18 protein-coding genes and 3 pseudogenes are annotated in these 23,192 nt (G+C 56.9%); 10 read left to right on the top strand and 11 right to left on the bottom strand.

The window, feature by feature from the left end; translation table 11 throughout:
* The first annotated feature begins 93 nt into the window (after positions 1-93).
* Entirely contained in the window at positions 94-1,008 is a 915-nt protein-coding gene (locus C7W93_RS08675) for a LysR family transcriptional regulator (RefSeq protein WP_108439645.1), read from the top strand.
* Between the two features lie 63 nt (positions 1,009-1,071).
* Here C7W93_RS08675 and C7W93_RS08670 read toward each other — a convergent pair whose 3' ends face one another.
* The 9 genes and pseudogenes from C7W93_RS08670 to C7W93_RS08630 form a co-directional block, all read right to left on the bottom strand.
* Positions 1,072-1,578, bottom strand: coding sequence for a nuclear transport factor 2 family protein (locus C7W93_RS08670; RefSeq protein ID WP_370446408.1), 507 nt, complete (start codon positions 1,576-1,578; stop codon positions 1,072-1,074).
* Positions 1,579-1,920: 342 nt separating this feature from the next.
* On the bottom strand, positions 1,921-3,267 hold the full coding sequence (locus C7W93_RS08665; protein WP_108439644.1) for an MFS transporter: 1,347 nt from the start codon (positions 3,265-3,267) through the stop codon (positions 1,921-1,923).
* Positions 3,268-3,362: 95 nt separating this feature from the next.
* A complete protein-coding gene (tcuB, locus tag C7W93_RS08660) occupies positions 3,363-4,535 on the bottom strand; it encodes a tricarballylate utilization 4Fe-4S protein TcuB (protein ID WP_108439643.1) in 1,173 nt (390 codons plus the stop codon).
* Positions 4,522-5,925: an FAD-dependent tricarballylate dehydrogenase TcuA gene (gene tcuA, locus C7W93_RS08655; RefSeq protein WP_108439642.1), complete on the bottom strand. Its 1,404-nt coding sequence runs from the start codon at positions 5,923-5,925 to the stop codon at positions 4,522-4,524. Before tcuA ends, tcuB begins: the two co-directional genes overlap by 14 nt.
* A 77-nt stretch (positions 5,926-6,002) precedes the next feature.
* Positions 6,003-6,929 carry a LysR substrate-binding domain-containing protein gene (locus C7W93_RS08650; protein ID WP_108440556.1) on the bottom strand — a complete coding sequence of 309 codons (927 nt, stop codon included), beginning with the start codon at positions 6,927-6,929 and terminating at the stop codon, positions 6,003-6,005.
* Between the two features lie 172 nt (positions 6,930-7,101).
* Positions 7,102-7,238: pseudogene (locus C7W93_RS25015) on the bottom strand (integrase); the annotation flags it as partial.
* Positions 7,239-7,465: 227 nt separating this feature from the next.
* Positions 7,466-8,224 (bottom strand): annotated as a pseudogene (locus tag C7W93_RS25010) (sigma 54-interacting transcriptional regulator); the annotation flags it as partial.
* The gene (locus C7W93_RS08635) at positions 8,224-8,403 is read right to left on the bottom strand and encodes a DUF3311 domain-containing protein (RefSeq protein ID WP_108439641.1); all 180 of its coding nucleotides are present in this window, start codon (positions 8,401-8,403) and stop codon (positions 8,224-8,226) included. The gene C7W93_RS08635 and the pseudogene C7W93_RS25010, both read right to left, overlap by 1 nt.
* Positions 8,404-9,010: 607 nt before the next feature.
* Positions 9,011-9,742, bottom strand: a complete 732-nt coding sequence (locus C7W93_RS08630) for a glycerate kinase (RefSeq protein WP_161539901.1) — start codon at positions 9,740-9,742, stop codon at positions 9,011-9,013.
* A 3-nt stretch (positions 9,743-9,745) separates the two neighbouring features.
* On the opposite strand from C7W93_RS08630, the pseudogene C7W93_RS08625 reads away from it, so the two are divergent.
* Positions 9,746-10,270 (top strand): annotated as a pseudogene (locus C7W93_RS08625) (cation:dicarboxylate symporter family transporter); the annotation flags it as partial.
* 41 nt (positions 10,271-10,311) lie between these two features.
* Positions 10,312-10,728: an NAD(P)-dependent oxidoreductase gene (locus C7W93_RS08620; protein WP_108439639.1), complete on the top strand. Its 417-nt coding sequence runs from the start codon at positions 10,312-10,314 to the stop codon at positions 10,726-10,728.
* 550 nt (positions 10,729-11,278) lie between these two features.
* On the opposite strand, the gene C7W93_RS08615 is transcribed toward C7W93_RS08620, so the two are convergent.
* On the bottom strand, positions 11,279-11,911 hold the full coding sequence (locus C7W93_RS08615; protein ID WP_108439638.1) for a carbonic anhydrase: 633 nt from the start codon (positions 11,909-11,911) through the stop codon (positions 11,279-11,281).
* Between the two features lie 1,024 nt (positions 11,912-12,935).
* On the opposite strand from C7W93_RS08615, the gene C7W93_RS08605 reads away from it, so the two are divergent.
* Genes C7W93_RS08605 through C7W93_RS08575 form a run of 7 tightly spaced genes read left to right on the top strand, consistent with a single transcriptional unit; the run spans position 12,936 to position 22,050 of the window.
* Complete coding sequence (locus tag C7W93_RS08605) at positions 12,936-14,114, top strand: porin (RefSeq protein WP_108439636.1); 1,179 nt, start codon at positions 12,936-12,938, stop codon at positions 14,112-14,114.
* 42 nt (positions 14,115-14,156) lie between these two features.
* On the top strand, positions 14,157-14,687 hold the full coding sequence (locus C7W93_RS08600) for a sugar dehydrogenase complex small subunit (RefSeq protein ID WP_108439635.1): 531 nt from the start codon (positions 14,157-14,159) through the stop codon (positions 14,685-14,687).
* Between the two features lie 10 nt (positions 14,688-14,697).
* Positions 14,698-16,332: a GMC family oxidoreductase gene (locus tag C7W93_RS08595; protein WP_108439634.1), complete on the top strand. Its 1,635-nt coding sequence runs from the start codon at positions 14,698-14,700 to the stop codon at positions 16,330-16,332.
* Between the two features lie 18 nt (positions 16,333-16,350).
* A complete protein-coding gene (locus C7W93_RS08590) occupies positions 16,351-17,760 on the top strand; it encodes a cytochrome c (protein WP_225869787.1) in 1,410 nt (469 codons plus the stop codon).
* 48 nt (positions 17,761-17,808) lie between these two features.
* Complete coding sequence (locus tag C7W93_RS08585; protein WP_108439632.1) at positions 17,809-19,488, top strand: MFS transporter; 1,680 nt, start codon at positions 17,809-17,811, stop codon at positions 19,486-19,488.
* Between the two features lies 1 nt (position 19,489).
* Positions 19,490-20,602 (top strand): HlyD family secretion protein, encoded by a 1,113-nt coding sequence (locus C7W93_RS08580; RefSeq protein WP_108439631.1) that lies wholly within the window; start codon positions 19,490-19,492, stop codon positions 20,600-20,602.
* A 5-nt stretch (positions 20,603-20,607) separates the two neighbouring features.
* Positions 20,608-22,050 carry an efflux transporter outer membrane subunit gene (locus C7W93_RS08575; RefSeq protein WP_108439630.1) on the top strand — a complete coding sequence of 481 codons (1,443 nt, stop codon included), beginning with the start codon at positions 20,608-20,610 and terminating at the stop codon, positions 22,048-22,050.
* Positions 22,051-22,288: 238 nt separating this feature from the next.
* Here the strand turns inward: C7W93_RS08575 and C7W93_RS08570 are convergent, their stop codons facing one another.
* Positions 22,289-22,987, bottom strand: coding sequence for a CDGSH iron-sulfur domain-containing protein (locus C7W93_RS08570; RefSeq protein WP_108439629.1), 699 nt, complete (start codon positions 22,985-22,987; stop codon positions 22,289-22,291).
* Positions 22,988-23,192: the final 205 nt, after the last annotated feature.

The following is a 23,192-nucleotide window of genomic DNA, read 5'->3' as shown; positions in this document are numbered from 1 at the left end:
TAATGTTTTGCGGTGCATGGGATAGACTTTATTAGTTCTTTGTTGGAAGATAAACACTGTAAATATAGATTTATTGTTTCATAAGGAGGGATAATGGACCGATTCCTTGAAATGCGGACTTTTAATGCGGTGGTCGATGCAGGTAGCTTCGTTAAGGCAGCAGACGCTTTGGATATGTCCAAAGCCGCGGTATCGCGGTACGTGGTCGACATGGAAACCCGTTTGGGGGTGAGGCTACTGCACCGCACAACGCGGCGCCTATCTTTGACCGATGAAGGGCAAGTCTTTTATGCCCGTAGCAAGGAGCTTCTGGCTGAACTGCAAGAGGCAGAGGATGAAATCACTTCGCGCAGCGCCGCCGCAAGTGGCTTACTGCGAATCAATGCACCATTTACCTTTGGCATTCTTCATCTGGCGCCACTATGGGGCGCGTTCAAAGCCCAACATCCAAAAGTAACACTGGACGTGACATTGGCAGATCGGTTGGTGGATTTGGTAGAGGAAGGTTACGACGTCGCCATCCGTATTGCCACGTTGGAAAGCTCAACCTTAGTGAGCAAGAGACTGGCGACCACCCGCATGGTGCTGTGCGCATCGCCGACCTATCTGGAGCAACACGAAACGCCCACGCATCCGGCTGATCTGGCGCAGCACTCGGTCATTTCCTACAGCTATTGGGCAACCAAAGACGAATGGCGGTTTAACGGACCAGAGGGCGCCGTGAACGTCAAGACCAATCCGTGGATTCACGCCAATAATGGTGATACGTGCCGGGCCGCAGCATTGTCACATCAGGGAGTGATCTTGCAGCCCACTTTCCTGGTCGGAAAGGATTTGTCAGACGGCACCTTGGTTGAGTTGATGCCGGAGTATCGGTCAATCGAGTTGGGTATCTATGCGGTCTATCCCACGCGTAAACATGTCTCGGCCAAAGTGCGTGCACTCATTGAGTTTCTGGGGGGGCGTTTTGCCAGCCAGGGGGCATCATGGTCGTTGCCGCGTGAATAATGTACCGGAGCGCGCACTGGAAACGGCCCTCCAAGTCGCTTCTATTTGCACCAGAGCCGAAAGTTAAAACATCCCATTCCCACTCGTCGTCTTCTCAGGAATCTCCTGCGTCACATCCCAATGCTCGACGATCTTGCCATGTTCCAGACGGAAGATATCGATGATGGCGACGCCGCGATCAGTGGGGCTGGTGGTCTTATGCACATGCAAGATGACAAAATTGCCGTCGGAGAACACTTTCTTGATCTCACTATGTGAGGTGGGGACGTTTACCTTGAGGAAGTTGATGAAGTTATGAAAACCCTCAATGCCATCTGCAGCGCGGGGATTGTGCTGTTTATAGTATGGCCCTAAATATTGGCTCGCGGCGGCAAAGTCCTTCTGGTTCAGTCCAGCTTCGTAGAAGGCAAGGACGGTTTGCTTATTTTCTTTTATTTGAGCGGCGGAAGGCTGATCGGCATTGGACATGATGGTTGCTCCAGAAGGTGTCGCTGAATCTGCTGGTGTCGCTGCGTTCGCGCCAGACATCCAGAGACACGTTAATAATGCAAAGCACAGTGCTTGTTTCATTGCCGATATCCCTTGGATTAATGTCTCACGATAGTGACCCTTTTAAAGGGAGGTTTCACTTACAAAAAAGAGTCTTCCCAGTCGTCCATGGTCAGAACGAATCTCCTCGAATGGAATCTTGTTGGCCAACGGCGCACGCGCAACCGGATAACCAGGTAGTCGCCACGATGGGCATTTGTTCGGCGCAGTCGTGTGGTCCAGCAATACGAGCTCCATTATATGGTCGTGCGCCGTACTGTGCACTTGCATATCAAGAGCCTACGCCCAAAGCTGTTGGACGCAGGTATGCAGGACGATTCGGTCGTAGCAGTGCAAGGCGTCGTGTTCTGCTTGTAGCGGTAGTTACGTGCTTGCGGCTGACGGGCCGCAACCAGCGTCTCGCTGCTCGGCGCGGCTCGCTGCGCCACCTCGCCGATAGAGAATCAAAGTTGCAGCAAGCCCACATAGTGCAGCGAAACTCATCCAAAGGCCGGGCGACGCCTTGTTGGCGGTAAGATCGATTAGATAGGTCGATATGGCGGGCGTAAATCCACCGAAGACGGCGGTGGCAAGGCTGAAGGCGAGTGAGAAGCCGACCACCCGGACGTTGACGGGCATTACTTCTGTCAGCGCTACCACCATGGCGCCGTTGTACATGCCGAAATAGAACGAGAACACCAGCAACACCGCGAGCAAGTGTCCGAAGCTGGGGTTGGCGACCAGCCACGACATCGCCGGGTACGCGGTCAGCAGCGCAAGAAGGGAGATGCCGACCAGGATAGGTTTGCGGCCGATGCGGTCGGATAGCGCACCGCCGATCGGCAGCCAGACGAAATTGGACAGTCCCACCAGCAGCGTGACCAGCAGACTGTCGGCTGCACTCAAGTGCAGCACGGTACGGCCGAAGGTTGGTGTGTAGACGGTGATCAGGTAGAAAGTGGTGGTCGTCATCGCTACAAAGAGCATCCCAGTCAGCACCGTGCGCCAGTTTTTAACCATCGAGTTGAATACTTCGCGAATATCGGGATGGTGACGGCGCGCCTGGAACTCGACGGTCTCCTGGAGGCTGCTGCGCAGAATGAAGATGAAGGGCACGATCGCGCAGCCGATCAGGAACGGGATACGCCAGCCCCACGCGGCCACCTCCGCCGGGGAGAGCCAGTGATTCAAGCCGTATCCCAGCGCCGCCGCCATTACGATGGCGACCTGCTGGCTGGCCGATTGCCACGCGGTGTAGAAGCCTTTGCGGCCCGGCGTGGCGATCTCCGCCAGGTAGACCGAAACGCCGCCCAGTTCGGCCCCGGCCGAGAAGCCTTGCAGCAAGCGGCCGATCAGCACCAACGCGGGCGCGAGCAGACCGATCGATGCGTACCCGGGAACCAGCGCAATGAGCACCGTACCGCTGGCCATGATCGAGAGCGTGACAATCAGTCCTTTGCGCCGGCCAACCTTATCGATGTACGCACCCAGGATGATCGCGCCCAGCGGCCGCATCAGAAAGCCGGCACCGAACACCGCGAAAGTCAGCATCAGTGACGCGAACTCGCTATCGATCGGGAAGAAAACCTTGGAAATATAGTTTGCGTAGAAGCCGAACAGGAAGAAGTCGAACTGTTCAAGAAAGTTGCCGCTGGTCACGCGCAGCACGGCGCCGATCTTCGACGGTGGGGAAGAAACCGTGTCGCCCACGGTGGTGATCTTGGCAGTCATGGCATTTGTCTCCGAATATTTTTGTGGGTTATGTCGTTTGTTTTGGCTTTGATGAGCAGGGCCAACGCATCATGTAAAGTGACCGCGTCTGGCGTTCAGTCGTCACTTAGTTGTAGTGAGTTTGGTTGGCGTTTCTCGATCGCCCACTTGAGAAGTGCAGCGCTTCTGAAGATGCCGTGAGCGAATTTCCCATAAGGTAATGTGGCGAATAGCGCCATGACCGCGCCCAGGTGCACGCACAACGTCAGGCTCAGTGCCGGAGTGCCGCGTGACAGCATCAGCATCAGGCCGCTCGCTGCCGTTAGGAACAGCAGGGCGATGAAACCTCGGTCCATCGGCTTCTGCGCGGCATCACCTTGCAGCGGGTGGCGGCACAGGTTCAGCACAAACAGACCCGCAGTGCCGATTAGCAGCGAAACGCCGCCTGCGATGCCCAACAGCTTTGGCAGGCTGGTCAAGCCGTAGGGCGCTTCCCAGCCGAACAGGTAGTGGTACAGCGTGGCCACGCTAGTGGCCGCGAAACACAGCATGAAGCCGTAAAACGTGAAGTGGTGGTAGCGGCGCCGCGCCAGCGTAAAACTATCGTTCGCGTTGTTGCAACCTTCACCGTGCCCCCCATCCAGGAATTTCAGCCTTAGAACCTTGTCGGCGGCATCTCCCACGGCCGAGGCCGTGGCGGTTCCGGGTGACACGTCCTTCCAAAAGCGCCGCACGCCCAGGCTGAGGCTCAGCACTGCGAACAGGAAGATGGGCGCGAACAGGCCTACCATCAGGTTGTGCGGAAAAATCGAATAGAAGTTACCGCCCGCAGGCGTTTGGAACAGCGAGCCTTGCAGTCCGGCGGCAAGCATCAGGAATAGCGCTAATCCTGCGACCAATGCCAGCGACAGTGTCAGGCCGCTGCGCTTGTATAGCGCACCGAGAGCCGCCGGCCAAGCATAGTCGGCATAGGTCTCGACGCGTACCTTGGCCATGGCCTGCGGCACATTGACAGCGAATTCGTGCGGCGGTGCATACTGACACGCATGTAGGCAGGCACCGCAGTTATGACATAGGTTGGCGAGGTAATTGATGTCGGCCTTGCCGAATTCCAGCCGCCGCGTCATGGCGGGGAAAACAGCGCAAAAGCCTTCGCAGTAGCGGCAGGAATTGCAGATCATCATCTGGCGGCCGACCTCGGTCTCATTGACGCTCAGGATCGGGATCACGGGGTAACTGCCAGAGGCCAGCGCGCTGGCTTCTCTGGTCAGGGCTTCAAGCTGTTGCATGTTCGACTTTCTTTGCGGCGGCGGCCGCCTGCGTGCCAGCGATGCGTCCAAAGGCGGTGCCGATGGCCATGCCGACGCCGGCGGTGTAACCCTTGCCGAGCACGTTGCCCGCCATCATTTCGCCGGCAACGAAGAGGTTGGGACTGGGTCTGCCGCCGAAGTGCACGGCGGCATGCTCATTGACCTTCAGGCCAAGGTAAGTGAAGGTGACGCCCGGTTTGAGGGCGTAGCCATAGAACGGTGCCGTGTTGATGGGTCGCGCCCAATGCGTTTTAGCGGGCGTGAGACCTTCGGTGCGACAGTCGTCGAGCGCCGTGTGGTCGAAGTTGCCAGGAACGCAGGCGGCATTGTAGTCGTCCACCGTCTTGACGAAGGCCTGCTCGGGCAACCGGAGCTTCTGGGCCAACTCGAGCAGCGTGTTGGCCGTGGTTCCAGAAAACACCGGTGGCATGAAGCGTCCAATCGCTTTCTGGTCAATGATGGAATAACTGATCTGACCTGGCTGCTGGGCCACTAGTCGGCCCCAGATGGCGTAGCGCTTGGGCCAGAAGTCCTCCCCCTCGTCATAGAAGCGTTCACCTTCGCGATTGACCACCAAGCCGAGCGAGACGCAGTCGATACGGGTGCAAATGCCACCGTCATAGAGCGGTGCGCGTGCATCGATTGCCACCATGTGCGCTTGCGTCGGGTCGCCGATCGAATCAGCCCCGGCATTGATCATGTATTTGAGCAGCACGCCTTCGTTAAAGCGTGTGCCTCGGATCAGAAAATTGTCGGACGGCCATTCGCCGCGCGCGTTCTGGCCCCAAGCTTCGCGCAACCATTCACGGTTAGACTCGAAGCCACCGGCGGCCAGCACGCAGCTTTTCGCGGTGATGCGTTCGCCCTTGGCGGTGCGCACGGCAACAAAGCGGTCGCCGTCGAGCTCGACCGACACCACTGGCGTGTCGTAACGGATCTGCACGCCGAGCTTTTCGGCGCTACGGAAGTAAGCATTGACCAAGGCCTTGCCCCCGCCCATGAAAAAAGCGTTGGTGCGCGCCACATGCAGCGCACCCGACAGTGGTGGCTGGAAGTGCACGCCATGCCGGCGCATCCAGTCACGGCAGGTCGACGATGCCAGGATCGCGAGGCGCGCCAGCTTTTCATCGGTGATACCGCCGGTGACTTTGAGCAGATCCTGCCAGTATTCCTCTTCGGGGTAGGCGTCGGTCAGCACGTCCTGCGGCGCGTCGTGCATGCAACGCAGGTTGCGCGTGTGCTGCGAATTCCCGCCGCGCCATTCACGTGGCGATGCTTCAAGCAGCAACACGGACGCACCCGCTTCGCGGGCCATCAGCGCCGCACACAGTGCCGCATTGCCGCCACCAATAACCAGTACGTCTACCATCGTTCGCCTCCTTTTTATGTGGGCAATTCTAGATGGACTGCATCAACTCCGGTAGTCGTCAGCCAGGCAAGCCGCGTTCATGATTCGTGAAGACTTGCACCTATCCAATGGGATTCAGACAATAATTCTCGCACGACGTCCTTCAGCACAATCCGCGTGGCCAGTGCCGCGGGGGATAGTTCATCCTCCGGCAGGCTGGCCAACAGATTGCGCCGGCGAACACCCTTATCCGCCACCTGTATAAGCCGAACCTCGGATCCGGGGAGACGTGAGGCGGCCGCACCGGGCTGAATCGTCGCCGCTAGTCCTGCCCGAACAACATCCATGAGGATGGCCAGGCCGTCAATCTCGGCGACGATGTTTGGGTCGCACTTGGCCTGCGTGAATGCCGTCGCCACGACCGCTCGCAGCCCGTGGGTTCCACTCGGCATGACCAGCGGCAACGCGCCGATATCCTTGAGGTGGATCTGTTTGCCTTTGGGCATGCCAATGAGCTGGTGGGAGCCGATCAAAAAGAGGCGTTCGTCCAGAAGAGGCGTCGCGCTCAGGCGCTTGGCCGCGTCTGTCTCGAACAGGATGGCGAGATCGAGTTGTCGCGCATTGAGCATGGCCGCCAAGTTGCCCGACAGGCTTTCGACAAGATGCAAACGGATGTCGGGGTAGCGGGCACGCAAGCCGCTCATGAAGGCCAGCGCCAGAACCGATGCCGTCGATGGCGCAAAACCGACACTGACATGCCCGGACATGCGTGCGTGCTGCGCAGCACGCGCTGCCTCATCGACATGCCGCAGCGCTAGTTGCGCCTGGTGCCAAAATGCCAAACCGGCGTCGGTGGGGACAACGCCGGTCGTTGTACGCCGCAACAGACGGGTAGAGAGTTCACCCTCGAGTCGACTGATTTGCTGACTAAGCGCAGAAGTGACCACGCCCAAGTCCACCGCAGCTCGGCCCATACTTCCCAACTCAACGACCCGTATGAAATAGCGGAGTTGTCTTAATTCCATGGTGTGGTTCACTGGGGTGATCAAGCGCGGATATTAGCATGAGGATTTCCTCGAAGCTGCCTTTCGCGCACGGCAGGAACTGGCTGGTTGTACGCGTTCAGCATTATGGCAGAAAGCGGCCATATGGCTTCGCGCGAAACGACGTCCGTATGGCCGACATAGACAGCGCTTTCTAGATCTCAGTCTGTTCGGAAATTTCCAGAGTGCCATCTACTTCAATACCCGATAGCGAACTGTGCTTTCCAGTTTCGTGTGGCCAAGCAAAAGTTGGACGGCACGTAGATTGTTTGTCCGCCTGTAGATCAATGCCAATGTCGCTTTCTTGAGTTCAGTCGTGATATCAAGCATGATTGCCCTCCACCGTGCTGGCGTCACTTCGTTAATTCCACGCAGGATATCTCGACATTGGAGAATCCGGCTATCCCGGAATAATTGAAAGAGGTGATCTGAGGAGGGGGAGGCAACGCCGGTGGATGTGAAAACGGTTATTAAGCTATCCAAGCTGATTAGGCGCAACGATACCGAAGCGCTTCATCTGCCGGTATAAGAAGGTAATACAGATCCTCACGGAAGCGTCCTTCGGTAATCAACTGGCGCAGATCTCGGTGCGAGGCGGCAATTATGCGTAAGTCAACTGGTCGCGGCTTTTCCGAGCCGAGCTTCATCGGCACCAGCACCACCGCAACCAGCACCACGATGTAGATCATTAGGTCTTTGACAAAGGCAATCAGTGCCGGCGCCCTCAACCCTGCCGAATAGGTATATAGCGCAAGGATCACGAACGCGGCCGCCAGCGGCCGTTCGCCCGTCAAGCCCAGCGCCTTGATCACCACCTCCATGCCGACCAGCTGCAAGGCGATATACGGCATGGTGGCGACCACGCCGGTGAGCGCAATGGCGAATTCAAGTCAGCGCGAACCGTAGCGCCCGTACACCACATCGGCGGCGGTCACATGGCCGGCACGCTGCGCAGCATGCCACAGACTGGGGATGATGATGAACACGATCGGATAGACGATAATCGTATACGGCAGCGCGAAGAAACCGTAGGCGCCCACTGCGTACACCAGCGCCGGAACGGCGATGACGGTGTAGGCGGTATAGAAGTCGCCGCCGACCAGGAACCAGGTGATCCAGGTGCCGAAATTGCGGCCGCCCAGACCCCATTCGTCAAGATGCGCACCTTTATTGGCCTTGCCGCTTTGCCAGCGCGATGCGGCAAAACCCATGATCGTCACCAGCAAAAAGAAAAAGATGAAGACGCCTAGCGCCGTCCAGTTGACTTGGCCATTCATTATTCGTCTCCCTTACGCACGCCGTGGCGATATACGATCCAGATCAGCAGGGAAGTGATTGGCACCCAGACCAGCTGGTACCAGTAAAAGAAAGGAAAGCCGAATAGGGAAGGTAGTTCGTGGTTATAGAAGGGCACCCACAACAAGCCGATGAATGGCAACAAGAGCAGACTCCACATGCTGGACTCCTCGCGTTAGGTTGGCAACCCGGCTGCCGTTTGTTTCCCGTCGGGCTCCCGTCGCACAGCATGCAGCCGACAACGAGGAAACCGCACACCATCATCCGTCCGAAATCGACTCTACGCCAGCTTTCCGATGCTTACAGCGGCTTCGCCAGTACTCATTGCCCACCGAGGTTCGTCACTGATGAAAGCCCATAGGCGGCCAGAATATCTCTTGCGCTAAATAAAAAGTAGCAATAAATGCGGCAATGGAGCATAGTTTGTTCGTCTCCGCCATTCCCCTCGGGGAATTGGATTTAGCCCGTTTTTACCAGCGGGCTTTTTTGTGTCAAAATTCTTACATGTCCTTGAGATGTTGCAAAACATTTTAGACAAATATTCGGGCGGAAGAACACCGCGAAATGGCTGGTTATTGGCTGTAAAGAGTGACGGCAGGTTAACTCGGTCAGCGGTATAGCCGTGAAATTCTACGGATTCCGCCAAATCAGTCAACTTTCGTGCCGCTCACTGAAACTTTGCGCTCATCTGCCTGCCGCTTTCAATGACCCGTGCGAGGTCATCAGGGTCCAAGTTAAGCTCGGTAACGCGATGCGACGCCTGAAAGTCATACGACAGTGTGATCTGTCAAATTCGATGGGGGTACCCGATCGCAATCGCCTTCATCAACATGCTTGGCCATCCGGTCTTCGCCACGCTCGCACCTAATCTGTGATGCCTTTGCGAACAGCGTAGCGAGGTTGCAAGCAGCTACTTCAAGGAGCGCGCCGGCATTTCGCACGGCGTGTTCCAGAGTTACCGGGGCTGATTGGATAGAAAAACACCCGTCGAATAGCCGCGAGAGAGCCGCACTGTGGTCGACCGCACCAGATAGCAATGTAACTGGAATGCCTTGTCGCTTCGCCAGACTAGCTATTAGCGCAGGGCCCTTTCCTAACAGCGTTTGCCCGTCCGAGCGACCTTCGCCAGGGATGACCCAATCGAAATTCATCGCAGAATGGTTCAACTGCAACGCGTCGAGAATGAAGTCGGCTCCTGGCTGTAGCAAGCCTCCAAGTACGCGAACAGCGAATCCGAGACCGCCAGCGGCACCGGCGCCCTCGACCGACGAATAGTCCCCACTCATCAATGGCAAAAGCTGCTTGGCAAGATTTGAGACAAGACGGTCGGCCGCGTCCAAGTCTTTCAAGCCTTTCTGAGCGCCGAAAATTTGACTGGTGCCGTTGGCGCCCGTGAGTGGGCTGGCCACGTCTGTCAGGCCGATTAGCCTAATGCCAGCCAACCATTTAGCCTCATCACGTCTCGCAATTGCACGCACGTTCGGGAGCGTCTCAAGCACGTCTTTAACATGGTGCGCATGGTGATGTACCTGTCGCCCATAGGCGCGTTCGGCGCGATTGCCTTCACTATCGGAAAATATGGTGTGGCTTCCTTGGCATCCTACGGACAGCTCCTTGACACTTACTATCTAACCGCGTTTTTCTTCGTCTTCGTCGTCCTTGGTATCGTCTGCAGACTCGCTGGATTTAGTCTTATGCGGTTTCTCCGATATATACGTGAAGTATTGGTAATCGTTCTTGGTACATCCTCTTCGGAATCGGCATTGCCGCGCTTGATGGCCAAGCTTGAACGACTCGGGTGCAACAAGTCAGTAGTTGGACTGGTTATCCCCGCTGGATACTCGTTTAATCTGGATGGCAGTTGTATCAACATGACAGTTCTCGCCATCTTCATTGCGCAGGCCACAGATACATATCTCTCGCTCGGGCAGCAAATTACATTACTGGTCATATTACTTCTGACCTCGAAGGGCGCTGCAAGCGTAAGCGGCGGGGCGTTTATTGTGCTGGCAGCGACGCTCGGGGCCGAATTGGCGAGGCATCGGCGTGCCTGGCGCGAGGGATCGGGATGAAGGTGATTTTTACGCAGAACCTAGGTCAGGCTTGTCGTGACGATGAACTGCCTCTGTCAGAGTTACTGGCGCGTGCCGACGCGCTCACTCTCCACGTTCCGCTTACTCCAACGTCCAGAAATATGATTGACAGCAAAGCTTTGGAAGCGATGAAAGCGACGGCGGTCCTAATCAACACTGGCCGTGGCGCCCTGGTGGACCCGGTCGCTCTGGCTGAAGCCCTTCGAGCCGGAACGATTTCAGGAGCCGCAATCGATGTACTGGAAATGGAGCCTCCTTCTCCTGATCATCCACTTTTGGCCCACGACATACCCAATCTGCTATGCACGCCCCATGTGGCATGGGCTAGCGAAAAGGCGCAGGCCACGCTCGCTTCCCGGCTAGAGGTACTGGTGAGGAATGCATTGCAATAAGTGGTTTTCCGAATGAATAAGCTTCACGTAGGATTAACTAAGGCGCGACATCCGCCATCCAGGACGACTGCTCGGGGATACGATACGTGTGCAGGACGGTAGCGAATAGTTCCATGCGAAACCTGCACCGGTACGATGCATGTCGAATGTGACATATGGCAATGCCTCTTTGCTCGGTTGCATTGAGAAGGCGCGCCGCTTGGCCGGCTCGAATTCTACCTGCTTTAGTCAATTTCCATGCCAAGAATGTTGCAAGTCATGCGGCTGGATTTGCCCGGTGCATGATTAACCGGTCGGTTGTCTACCTGGCGCGGAAACAGCTTTCCCGACACTGGCTAACTTCGGTGTCCCGCGTCCAGCAGCCTAATAACGCTGTGCTTGATGTTGACTGCTACATAATCCCGCCGTGACGGAGGCATCTTTAAGTTGTTACGGTACGCGCATTTTCGAGCGGCCAGACTGGCGACTCCAAACACCATGCATCTGGTGGTTTCGCGAGAACCAGGCACTGATCAACACAAAATGAGCACGCGGCTCATTTTGCGCGAGTTCAGAGTTTGGTTGTGGGATGCTGAGCGAGGGATACGAATTTGTTCGTGGTGGCGTCAAGCGCGTCTATCGAGCCACTCTCGATATCGTAGACCCAGCCGTGAAGTGTCAATCCACCTTGAGCGAGAGCCAAGGCTACCGACGGATGTGTGCGGATATTGTTCAACTGTGCAATAACGTTCTCGCGAACCATGCCGTTTATGCGGTCATTCTCGTTCGTATGGTTCTTAGACTCATTAATCATCCGGGCGGCATCGGCATAATGCAGCCAGTGTTTGACCGCTGGCATGTGGTCCAGGCATGCGCATGTGGCGATTGCCGTCATAGCGCCGCAATCGGAGTGACCACAGATGACAATATCCGTTACTTTCAGTTGGACCACTGCATATTCAACCGTTGCGCTGACACCGCCTGGTTCAGGGCCGAACGATGGCACGATGTTGCCAGCATTGCGAATCACGAACAGCTCTCCAGGCTCTCTCTGTGTGACAAGCTCCGGCACCATTCGGCTGTCAGAGCAAGAAATGAATAACGCTTTAGGCGTTTGACCAGTCGCTAGAGTCTTGAATAGCGCTTTGCGTGCTGGAAAGACGTCCTGCTGAAAGCGGAGAAAACCATTAATTATGTCGCGCATATTGAAATTAGAAGCTGATTCTGGAACGTTATTATCGCTTGAATTCCTAGAGTTTTCCCGCTACACCGGCCGGATTCCTTGCTGCTACACTCTTTGCCCATCACGGTCATAGGAATAATTTGTCTGCTCTGCTCATTTCCGATTTGCCCGATGAATGGTATACGAATACCTGCCACCGTCCCAGAGGCGACCTCCTTGTTCGTTTGCTTGCTTGCTGAATTGACCCGGTCAGTTTGACCCGCCCGCCATATCCTCGGGAACGCTGCGACCCTGTCATAAGATCCCGCGAAACCCAATTCCTTCAGGTCTTCATGGATCTGCTTCAATGTGCGCCGTTGCTTGCGTAATTTGGCCGTCTCGGTCTTTAGCAAAGCCGATAACTGGAACGCATATTTGTCGATTGCACTGGGCGAACGCCGCTCCGCGTAGGACGGCTCTGTAATTTCCGTGCGCAGGTAGCGCCGGACAGTGATTCTGGAGATGCCAAGACGCCTGGCGATCTCTCTTAGGGGGACCTGGTCGCGAATGTGCCAGCATCGAATAATGCCTGGTAACGCCACCTCGATCACTCCAATCCGCTACTCAATGTCGTGAGCAGGATTGTGTCTTAAACGTGGGTCAATTTCGTGTGCAAATTATGCGGCAAAGTGGGTCAAATTTGGATGCAAATCAACACTCGGGGTGTATGTGTGCGTAATGCAATCCTCATAAGAGAAACTAATCTCTTCGATGTACTTACCGATGCCAACGGTGAACAGAGTGCTGGCTTTATTGGGTAAAGATGAAAGTTTAAAAAGTGATAAAGGCAAGGAGTGTATTTTTAACGACGTCACCGAGTCGATGGGGAATAAATTGACACTACAGCAGCAATTCCTGCACGGCTTCGTGTATTCTATAAACTGGTAATGTCATTGTGATCTCCAGAGGGAACATCTCGAAAAGATCACCGCATTTATTGATCGACAGCAGCACTAAAGCGCCTGTAGCTCCTTAAAGATGTCCGTAAAAACGTACGGGGACGGAAATGACGATAAAAAATTCTCTGCTACTGGCGGGAGTGACGACAATATGCGCAGGCGCATGGTGCGATGCGGCGGCGCAAAGCAATGTCACTATCTACGGGACAGTGGATACCGCTCTGGTATATAGCAGCAATCAAAAAGGGCCTTCGAATATATATCTGCGTACCGGCAACCTGGCCGCCAGCAAACTTGGTTTCAAGGGTAATGAAGACCTGGGCGGCGGGACGCAGGCACTGTTCCTTCTGGAAAACGGATTCGACACCAACACCGGCGCCCTGAGTTCACCTGGCGTTTTGTTTAACCGGCAAGCGTATGTCGGCCTGTCCAATACCAACTACGGCACGCTGACCGCCGGGCGGCAATATACACCGTATTACCTGTTCGTCGGACCGGTCGGTCCCACTAGCGTCCTGACCGGTGCCACCGGCGCCCATCCCGGCGATATCGACGGACTCGACACCACCATCCGAAGCAGCAATTCATTGACCTACACGTCGCCGATCTGGTCGGGCGCGCAATTCAGTGCGTTGGTTGGCCTGGGAGAAGTGGCCGGCCAACCTTCGAGCGGCAGCACGCTCAGCGCTGCGTTCAAATACGACTACAGCGCCTGGAATTTTGCGCTGGGTTACCAGAGGTTGAAAAACGGGCCGACTCCAGGCATCTGGAACCCGGGCGCATCGGCCAGTTTCAGCACGTCGCCGATCAACAACGGCTATGTCTCTGCCGATTCGGTGCAGTACATTGCGGCAGCGGCACGCTATACGATCGGCAAGCTGGGCTTCGGCATCAACGCGACCAACGTGGCTTACCGTCCGAACAACGGTTCATTGTTCAGGAACACTGCAATCTTCAATAGCGCCGGGCTGCTGGCGACTTACCAGCTTACGCCCGCGGTATTTGTCAGTGCCGGTTACAGCTACACACGGGAAAATGCCGCCAACGGTATCACTGATCCCGCGAAATACCAGCAGCTGTCGCTGGAACAAACTTATTCGTTCTTTAAGCGAACCGCGTTTTACCTGCTGGAGGCCTATCAGTTCGCCAAGGGCACGACGCTCGGCGCGGCGGGGACTGGCAATCAGGTGAGCGCGGTGGCGGTGGTCGGAGATTCGCAAAACGGATCGCCGTCTTCGGGTCGTAACCAGACCGTACTGATGGCAGGTTTGCGCCATTCGTTTTGATCTTCTTCTGATCTTCCTTTGATTTTGAGACAGGAACGCATAATGGATCATCCTGAAAAAGTCGCTGAGCAACTTGCAGAGAGCGCCGCACCGTCCAGTCTCGGACGGCGCACCTTGCTGGTCGGTTTGTTGTCCGCGTATAGCGCTTCGCTGATTCCCTGGGCGTTGGCGCAACCGGTGGCCGATGCAGACCAAGGTGCGTTTGTGGCGGTTTCCGCGATCCTCGCCGGCCGTCAGGCTCTTGATGCGGTGCAGGCAAAGCGCCTGTATGACGCGCTCACCGCCGATGATTCCGCTTTTCCTGCAGCTGCGCGGGCATTGCTGGCACTGATCAATGAGCGAAAAATCGACCCTCTCGCCTTGCAGAAAACACTCGACGACGAACACTCGCCGCTAGCTGCAGTGCCCCGAAAAATCGTGACAGCCTGGTGCATGGGTATCGTCGGCGATGGCGAGAAGGCACGCTGCATTGCCTATGAAACCGCACTTAACGCCGTGATCGTCGAAGATGTGCTGAAACCTCCTACCTACGCCTATGGCGTGTATGGAAGCTGGGCAAAAAAACCTCTCTAAGGAGCGCCAGATGTCGGAACAATTGTCGGCTGACTTCGTTGTAATCGGCTCAGGAATCATTGGCTCGTTGACCGCACTCAAGCTGTTGAAACAGGGGGCCTCGGTCGTGATCCTGGAAGCAGGTCCGCGGGTTAACCGCGGCCAGATCGTTGCCCGCTTCCGCAATTCGCCGCGCAAGGGCGACTGGATGTCACCCTATCCATCCGTGCCATCGGCGCCGCATCCGATTTACCAGCCCAAGGACAGCGGTTATCTGGTGCAGGCCGGTCCGTATCCCTATCCCGCCGAGTACATCCGTCAGGTTGGCGGAACCACCTGGCACTGGGCGGCACAGGCCTGGCGCGTGGTCCCGAATGACATGCGCATCAAGAGTTTGTATGGGGTCGGGGTCGACTGGCCACTTACCTACGAGGAACTCGATCCCTTTTATCAGGAGGCCGAAGAGATCATGGGCGTGTCGGGCGCACCCAACACCGGGTCACCGCGCAGTAAACCGTTCCCGATGGAACCTGTTACGGAAACCTGGGCGATGCGTCGCTTCCGCGAACGGCTGGCGCCTGGCGGCTACGAAGTCGTCGCCAATACGACCGCACGCAACAGCCGGTCTTATGATGGCCGGCCTGCCTGCTGCGGCAACAACAGTTGCCAGCCGATTTGCCCGATCGACGCCCAATATCACGGCGGCCTGGCGGCAGAGGCCGCCGAAGCCGCCGGCGCCAAGCTGATCCCGAACGCCAATGTCTACAAGATCGAACATGATGCGCAAGGCCGCATTGTCGCCGCTCTTTACTACGACCCTGACAAAGTTTCACATCGTGTCACCGGTAAAACCTTTATTCTTGCGGCTAATGGCATCGAAAGTCCGAAACTGTTGCTGCTGTCGGCTAGCGATAAATACCCCCAAGGCCTGGCGAACAGTTCTGACATGGTCGGCCGCAACCTGATGGATCACCCGAGCACGTCGTTGACGTTCTATGCCGAGGACGAACTGTGGCTCGGACGCGGGCCGCAAAGTCCTAGCTCTATCAACACTCTGCGCGATGGGGCATTCCGTTCCAAGCATGCAGCGTATCGCCTCGATTTCACCAATATTTCGCAAGTGCTGGCTTCCACCCAGGCGTTGATCGCCGAGGGCGTGTATGGCCCGGAATTCGAGAAGCAGCTGCGTTACCGGGCGGCGCACCAGGTCAATGTCAAGAACGTCCTGGAAGTGCTACCCAATCCGGAAAACCGCATCACGCTCAGCACACAGAAGGATGCGATGGGGATACCGAAACCGCAGGCGAGTTATTCCATCGATGAATACACGCGGCGTGGGGCCGAGGTATCCAAAGCCGATTTTGCACGGATTGCGGAATTAATGGGAGGCACCGGTCTGCGTTACAGCGCGGAAGGTAATTTCGCCAACAATCAGCACATTACCGGCACGATGGGGATGGGCAATGACCCGAAAACGTCGGTGGTCGATGGCTTCGGACGTACTCATGATCACGAAAACCTGTTCATCGTCAGCACCGGCATCATGCCGACTGCGGCCACCTGTAATTCGACCCAGACCGGAATCGCGTTGGCGCTGAGAACTACGCAGCACATATTAGAACAATTCAACGTGCGTACGCCGGCCCCGGCTACGTCGAAATCCTAATCGTCAAGGTAGCCTTCAATGAAATTGATGACATGCTTGCACGTTAATCTCGGCGCCACCGTGCTGGCGCTGGCGAGTTTCAATGTTTACTCCGCTGCAGCGCCAGGCCCGGCCAATGCCGACATGGTCAAGCGCGGCGAATATCTGGCTACCGCCGGCGATTGCATCGCGTGCCACACCGCACCTGGCGGCAAGGCCATGGCCGGCGGCCTGTCGCTGCCGACGCCGCTCGGTCCGATTGTTTCAACCAATATCACGTCCTCGAAAACACACGGCATCGGAAACTACACGCTGGAACAATTCAGTGATGCCTTGCGTAAAGGGATACGCGCTGACGGACGGCATCTCTATCCGGCCATGCCATATACGTCGTACGCAAAAGTCACAGACGACGATGTGCAGGCGTTGTATGCGTATTTTATGCAAGCGGTTGCACCGGTCGATGCCGCCGCCCCCGCCACGGCGCTGCCTTTTCCGTTCAACATCCGGCTGTCGATGGCGGGCTGGAATCTGTTATTTCTGGACAAGCAGCCGTTTACACCCGATGCCAGCAAAAGCCCGGAATGGAATCGTGGCGCCTATCTGACTCTTGGACTCGCGCACTGCAGCACCTGCCACACGCCACGGAATGTCCTGATGGCGGAGAATTTGTCGCGTGAACTTGGGGGAGGCGAGGTCGGCACTTGGCACGCGCCTAACATTACATCGGATGCGAATAGCGGCATCGGCGGATGGAGCGCGCAGGAAATTGTCGATTACATGCGCGTCGGCCACACGGCCAACAAGGCGCAGGCGGCAGGACCGATGGCAGAGGCGGTCGATAACAGCCTGCGGCACCTGACCGACGGCGACCTGCGTGCAATTGCCACATATCTGAAGAGCGTGCCGGCACAACACGATGCAGCTGACACCACCGCGACATACGCATGGGGTGCGGCTGCCGATGACTTGAACAGTATCCGGGGCGTGGCCTTGCCCACGGATCCGAACCAGATGACCGGCCCGCAACTCTACGACGCCCAGTGCGCAACTTGTCACCAGGCGCGCGGCCAGGGCAGTTTCGATGGGGGGCTGCCACCACTGTTTCACAACACGGCGCTGGGTAGAACCAACATCAACAATCTGGTGATGGTGATGCTCGATGGCATACAGCGGAAAACCGATTCCGACGAGGTTCTGATGCCTGGTTTCAAAAAAGAACTGTCGGATCAGCAGATCGCAACCCTCGGGAATTATCTGACCAAGAATTTTGGCAACCCCGCAGCCGTGGTGAGCGTAGATCAGGTGAAGACGTTACGTGCCGGCGGCAGTTCGTCCAACCTGGTGACGGTGGCCAGAGTGGGAATGGGAGCGTTCATCATCGTGATCATCGCTGCGATTTTCGGATTCAACAGGCGGAAAAGGCGGAATGCACAAGGTCCGATATAACAGCAGCGAGGTTGTTGTCAGGGTTGCCATGCGTTAGGGATCGATACTATGAATCATTACGTGGCCCGAAAATGGCTGCCGGATGAACGGCCCACGTTGCCGGGTTCACCTTCGACGCCGGCTCACTCAACCCCGCTCCGCTTCGCGTATGGCATCGTAGGATTCATCGTTGCCATCACAGGTGGTTTGGGCAACGCACTGGTATCCGCCAACCTGATCAATCTACAAGGCACGCTGGGCGCCTACTCGACCGAGGTGGCCTGGCTGCCGGCGGCTTATGTGATGACCAATGTAACGATGAGCCTTTTGCTTGTGAAGTTTCGCCAGCAATTCGGATTGCGTCTGTTTACCGAAGCGTTTGTCGCGCTGTATGCGCTGGTAACGTTTGCGCATCTGTTTGTCAACGACCTGAGCTCAGCCATTGCCGTACGAGCCGCCCACGGCATGGCAGGCGCTGCGCTCAGTACGTTGGGACTTTATTACATGCTGCAAGCCTTTCCCGCAAAGTGGCGATTGAAGGGAATCGCGGTAGGGCTCGGCGCTGCACAACTGGCGCTGCCGATCGCCCGGATTATTTCCACGGATCTGCTGCAGATCGCGGCGTGGCGCGGGCTATATTTGTTCGAGCTGGGACTGGCGCTACTCTCGCTTGGATGTGTCCTGCTGCTCAAATTACCGCCCAGCGACCGTTTCAATACCTTTGAAAGACTTGATTTCCTCACCTTCGGCCTGTTCGCACCGGGTGTAGCGCTGATGTGCGCGGTGTTCTCATTGGGTCGTATCGTCTGGTGGCTGGAGACACCCTGGATTGGCATGGCCCTGGCGGGTGCGATCGGGCTCATCGCCACCGCTCTGGTGATCGAGAGCAGGCGGGACAACCCGCTGCTCAATACACGCTGGCTGACGAGCGGCCGCATTGTGAGGTGGGGACTGGCAATGATACTGATCCGCATCGTGCTGTCGGAGCAGGCTACGGGTGCGGTGGGCTTCTTGCAGGTGGTAGGGTTGAATAACGACCAGATGCATGGCCTGTTCGCAGTGGTTCTAATCGCCTCGGTTGCCGGCATAGCGGCCAGCGCACTGACACTTAATCCGAACCACCTGATGGCGCCGGTGGTGGTTGCGCTGCTGTTGATGGGCGCTGGCGCTCTCATTGACGCGCAGGCAACCAACCAGACGCGGCCTGTCAACATGCTGGTGAGCCAATTCCTGTTGGCGTTCGGGAGTGTGTTCTTCCTTGGCCCCGCGATGATTTCTGGTATTAGCGGGGTCATCGCTGAGCCACGCAATCTGGTCAGCTTCTCCGTCATGTTCGGTATGTGCCAGAACCTGGGCGGTCTGATCGGCTCGGCCGCTATGGGAACGTTCCAGGTGGTGCGCGAGAAATTTCATTCGAGCCAGCTGGTCGAGCATCTGAGCTTGCTCGACCCGCAGGTCGCTGCCCGTGTGCAAGCCGGCGCTGCAGTTTACGGGAAGGTCCTTGGCGACCCGACCTTGCGCAACGCGGAGGGCATTTCCGCACTGGGTGCTGCCGCAACACGGGAAGCCAATGTGCTGGCCTACAACGATACCTTCATATTAATTGCCGTGATCGCAATCCTGACTGCTGCCTGGATTTTTTGCCGTGCGCTCTGGCTGCGCCGGGTAGCAACTGCCGCCCCTGCATCTGCTCCGCCATCTGGTCCCGCTCCGGACGCAAAATCCGCTTCCTCACCCATGACAACCTGACATGAGCGCAGTTAATTCCGACCCATCTACCGAACCACCCCGTCCCAGCCGCAAACGCTTGTGGTCGGGGGTTCTCTTTGTCACGATTGCCATCATCGGCATATTGGTCGTGCTTTACGCCTGGCAGCTGCCGCCATTTGGCAGCGCGATCCAGAGTACAGATAATGCCTTCGTGCGCGGCCAGGTCACGATCATCAGTCCCCAACTGAGCGGTTACGTCATGGAAGTTCCGGTGCAGGATTTCCAGTATGTTCATACCGGCGATTTGCTGGTGCGGCTCGATGACCGCATCTATCACCAGAAACTCGATCAGGCCAATTCCCAACTGGCTACCCAGAAGGCGGCACTGGCCAACGTCATCCAGCAACGCCGTAGCGCTGAAGCTACTATTGAACAGAACCAGGCGGCCGTGGCCAATGCCGATGCACAATCTTTGAAGGCGGCAGCCGACTTGCGCCGGGTGGAAGAGCTTGCTGCCGACGGTTCACTGTCGACGCGGGAGCGCGACCAGACCCGTGCGGCGCGTGCGCAGAGCATTGCCGCTACCGCACAGGCCAAGGCCGCACTTGAGATCGCCCGCCAGAATCTGCAGACGGTGATCGTCACCCGCGCATCGCTGGAAGCTGCGGTCGCCAGTGCGGAAGCCGCGGTGCAACTGGCCCGGATTGATCTCGACAACACACGCATTGTAGCGCCCCGTGACGGTCAACTCGGACAGGTGACAGTGCGGCAGGGTGCTTATGTGAACGCCAGTGCGCAGCTGACCGCGATCGTGCCACGCCAGTTGTGGATCATTGCCAACATGAAGGAAACGCAAATGTCTGATGTGCGCCTTGGCCAGCCTGTCGACTTTCAGGTGGATGCGCTCGACCACGCGCAGCTTCGCGGTCACGTGGAACGCATCTCGCCGGCGACAGGCTCGGAATTCAGCGTATTGCCTGCCGACAATGCCACTGGTAACTATGTCAAGATCGCCCAACGGATTCCGGTACGGATCAGTATCGATCCGGACCAGGCTCTGGCGCAACGGCTTCGGCCGGGCATGTCGGTGGTGATCAGTATCGATACCGGAGCCGACGCCAAACATACGACGCGCCGGGAAAACAGTCGGTGAATAGCATGAACCTTACGACCTGCACCGCCAGTCTTTTTCTGGCTCTGCTGTCCTCCGGCTGCAGTATCGCGCCGCAGCCGTCGCCGGCGTCGTCTTTGCAGATGCCGGCCGGATGGCGCACTCATGCAAGTCCCTCGGCAGCCGTCGACGTGCAATGGTGGAAAGTGTTTGGTGATCCGATACTCAACGCGCTCGAAGATTTGGCCCGCACGCGCAACGCCGATCTGCGTATGGCCCGTGCCCAGGTTCAAGAATATCAAGCGCGTGTGCGGATCGCCGCAGCTGGTCAGTTGCCTTCGGTGACGGCAGGATTCACACCTGGACGATCGCGCGCGCTCAATGCTTTCGGCACGCCCAGCGACACGACTGTTTATCAGGGCAGCTTGCAGGCTAGTTATGAGGTCGATCTATGGGGAAGATTGGAAAGTCTCACTGACGCCACGCGTGCCGATTACGAGGGACAGCAGGCAGCTGCTGGCGCCACTGCCCTTGTGGTTGCGGCCAACGTGGCCTCAGGCTATCTGAATTTGCGTGGACTGGATGCGCAGCTCGATCTTGCCCGTGCCACGCTCAAGTCGCGACAGGGCTCGCTGGACCTTACCCGTAAGGAGTTTGAGGTTGGCTACAGTTCCCGGCTGGAATGGGCCCAGGCGCAGGCCGAATATCGCGCCACAGCCGCAGCAATTCCACAGTTGCAGCGCGCCATTGCGCAGCAAGAAAATGCCTTGAGTATTCTGATCGGCGACAACCCCGCCGCCATTGCCCGCGGCCCTGCATTGACGGCGCTCGCGCCGCCGCCGGTGACCGCCTGGCTGCCGTCGCAATTGTTGCGTCGGCGCCCAGACATTTTTCAGGCAGAAAGAGCGGTTGTCGCGGCAGACGCCAACCTTGCCGCCGCACGAGATCAACTGCTGCCATCGGTCAATCTCGCTGCTTCTGCAGGAGTAGCTGCCTTTAGCATGAGCCAGTTGGCGCAGTCGCCATTCTTCTTGTGGAGCATCGGCGGCAGCATCCTGGCGCCCATCTTCGAAGGAGGGCGGTTACGCGCGCAAACCGACATCGCTGCTTCAGAGCGTGACCGTGCCGTGTTTGCATACGAAATTGTGGTTCGTACCGCATTCGCTGAAGTGGAAAATGGACTCGATTCCGTGCAGCGGCTGGGAGAGCAAACCACCGAAGCACAAGAGCAACAGATCGCTGCGGCCGAAGCACTGCGCATCGCCCGTAACCGGTACCGCAGCGGCTACGCGTCTTACCTGGAAGAACTGGATGCGCAACGCACAAGCTATAGCGCCGACGTCAATCTGCTGCAGCTGCGCACCAGTCTGCTCATCGCGCACGTCAACCTGTATCGCGCAATGGGCGGCGGATGGATCAGTCCTTCGGAGAATAAAGCCACTACTGGTCAGGAATCGGATCGCTCTCGTACCCGGCTTATCAAGTATTGAGTGGGAGATGTTCCTTTTTGAAGGATTTCATCCAGCGTCAGTATTACCTGCTTCTCGAAGTCCCATCAAAAATTCGTCGACACATGAATCGATTTTTTGATTGACTTCAAATGCAGCTCCCTCACCACTACCAATAGGAGGATGTATGACTACGAAAATACAAGTCGTCTTTTATGGTTAACAGGCGGACCCAAGCACCTGCTAAAAATTTGACTTACCTTCGCTAGCGCGACAGAACTCAGTTCTCGTCGCTGAACCCGATCGATGCATGCGTGCCGTCGCAAAAAGGCTTGTTCTGCGATGCCCCACAGCGGCACAAGGTTACGCGGTTGCGCACTTCATATTCGAAACCATCGGCGCCGATCAGTTGCACCCCGCCACGAAGCCATACCGGCCCGGAGCACCCTTTGACCGGGTCTTCAATCAGACCTATCGATTGCTCATACTTCGGCTCGATCGGTTTGCCGGTCTCATTGTCCCAGGCCACCAGACGCCCCGAAGGGCAGTCGCAAGTCTGGCTAACGAAATGCTTACTTGCTGACGGGTTGTCCGTTTCCCCGACGAGATTCCATACCTGCCCATGTGGATCGCAAAAACGCGCGAACGCGCACAAGTTCTCGACGTCCGTCAATGACATCGTCGGGCCTCGTATCACTTTGGCCTGCTCAAGATACGGTTGGCGGCTCGCGGTTTCGGTGCCGTCAAATCCAGTTTTCATATGCGAGCCATCGCAAAATGGTTTGTTCCCGCTGCGGCCGCAGCGGCACAGCGCGTATTGCCCCTGAGAAGGATATTTCTGCCCCTGCGTCCACTTTACCGACTCGTCGTCGTCGTTGGTGCTGATAATTTCCTTATTCAGAGGTATATCTCCCGAGACGATATACGGGCCGTTCTTCGAAATTTGGACTTTCGCATCTATGGGTTTCTGTTGAGTCATCTGAGGCCTCCGGTTGATTGAAGTGAAAAGTCCCGCCTAAGAACTCAATGTAGCACCTAACGACACCGACGGATGCATGGCTGAAACCGGACGCTGTCCACTTTGAATTCAGCCCGCGTAAGAACGCAGAATAAATGCGTCGAAAGAAAGATTGATCTCTCAAATCCGCTGTTATGCAATTTTTTTGTCCGACTGTACGACGAGA

This window comes from Glaciimonas sp. PCH181 (genome assembly GCF_003056055.1).
GTDB lineage: Bacteria > Pseudomonadota > Gammaproteobacteria > Burkholderiales > Burkholderiaceae_D > Glaciimonas.
Note: the sequence above shows the minus strand (reverse complement) of the source record. Positions and strands in the feature narration are given on the sequence as shown.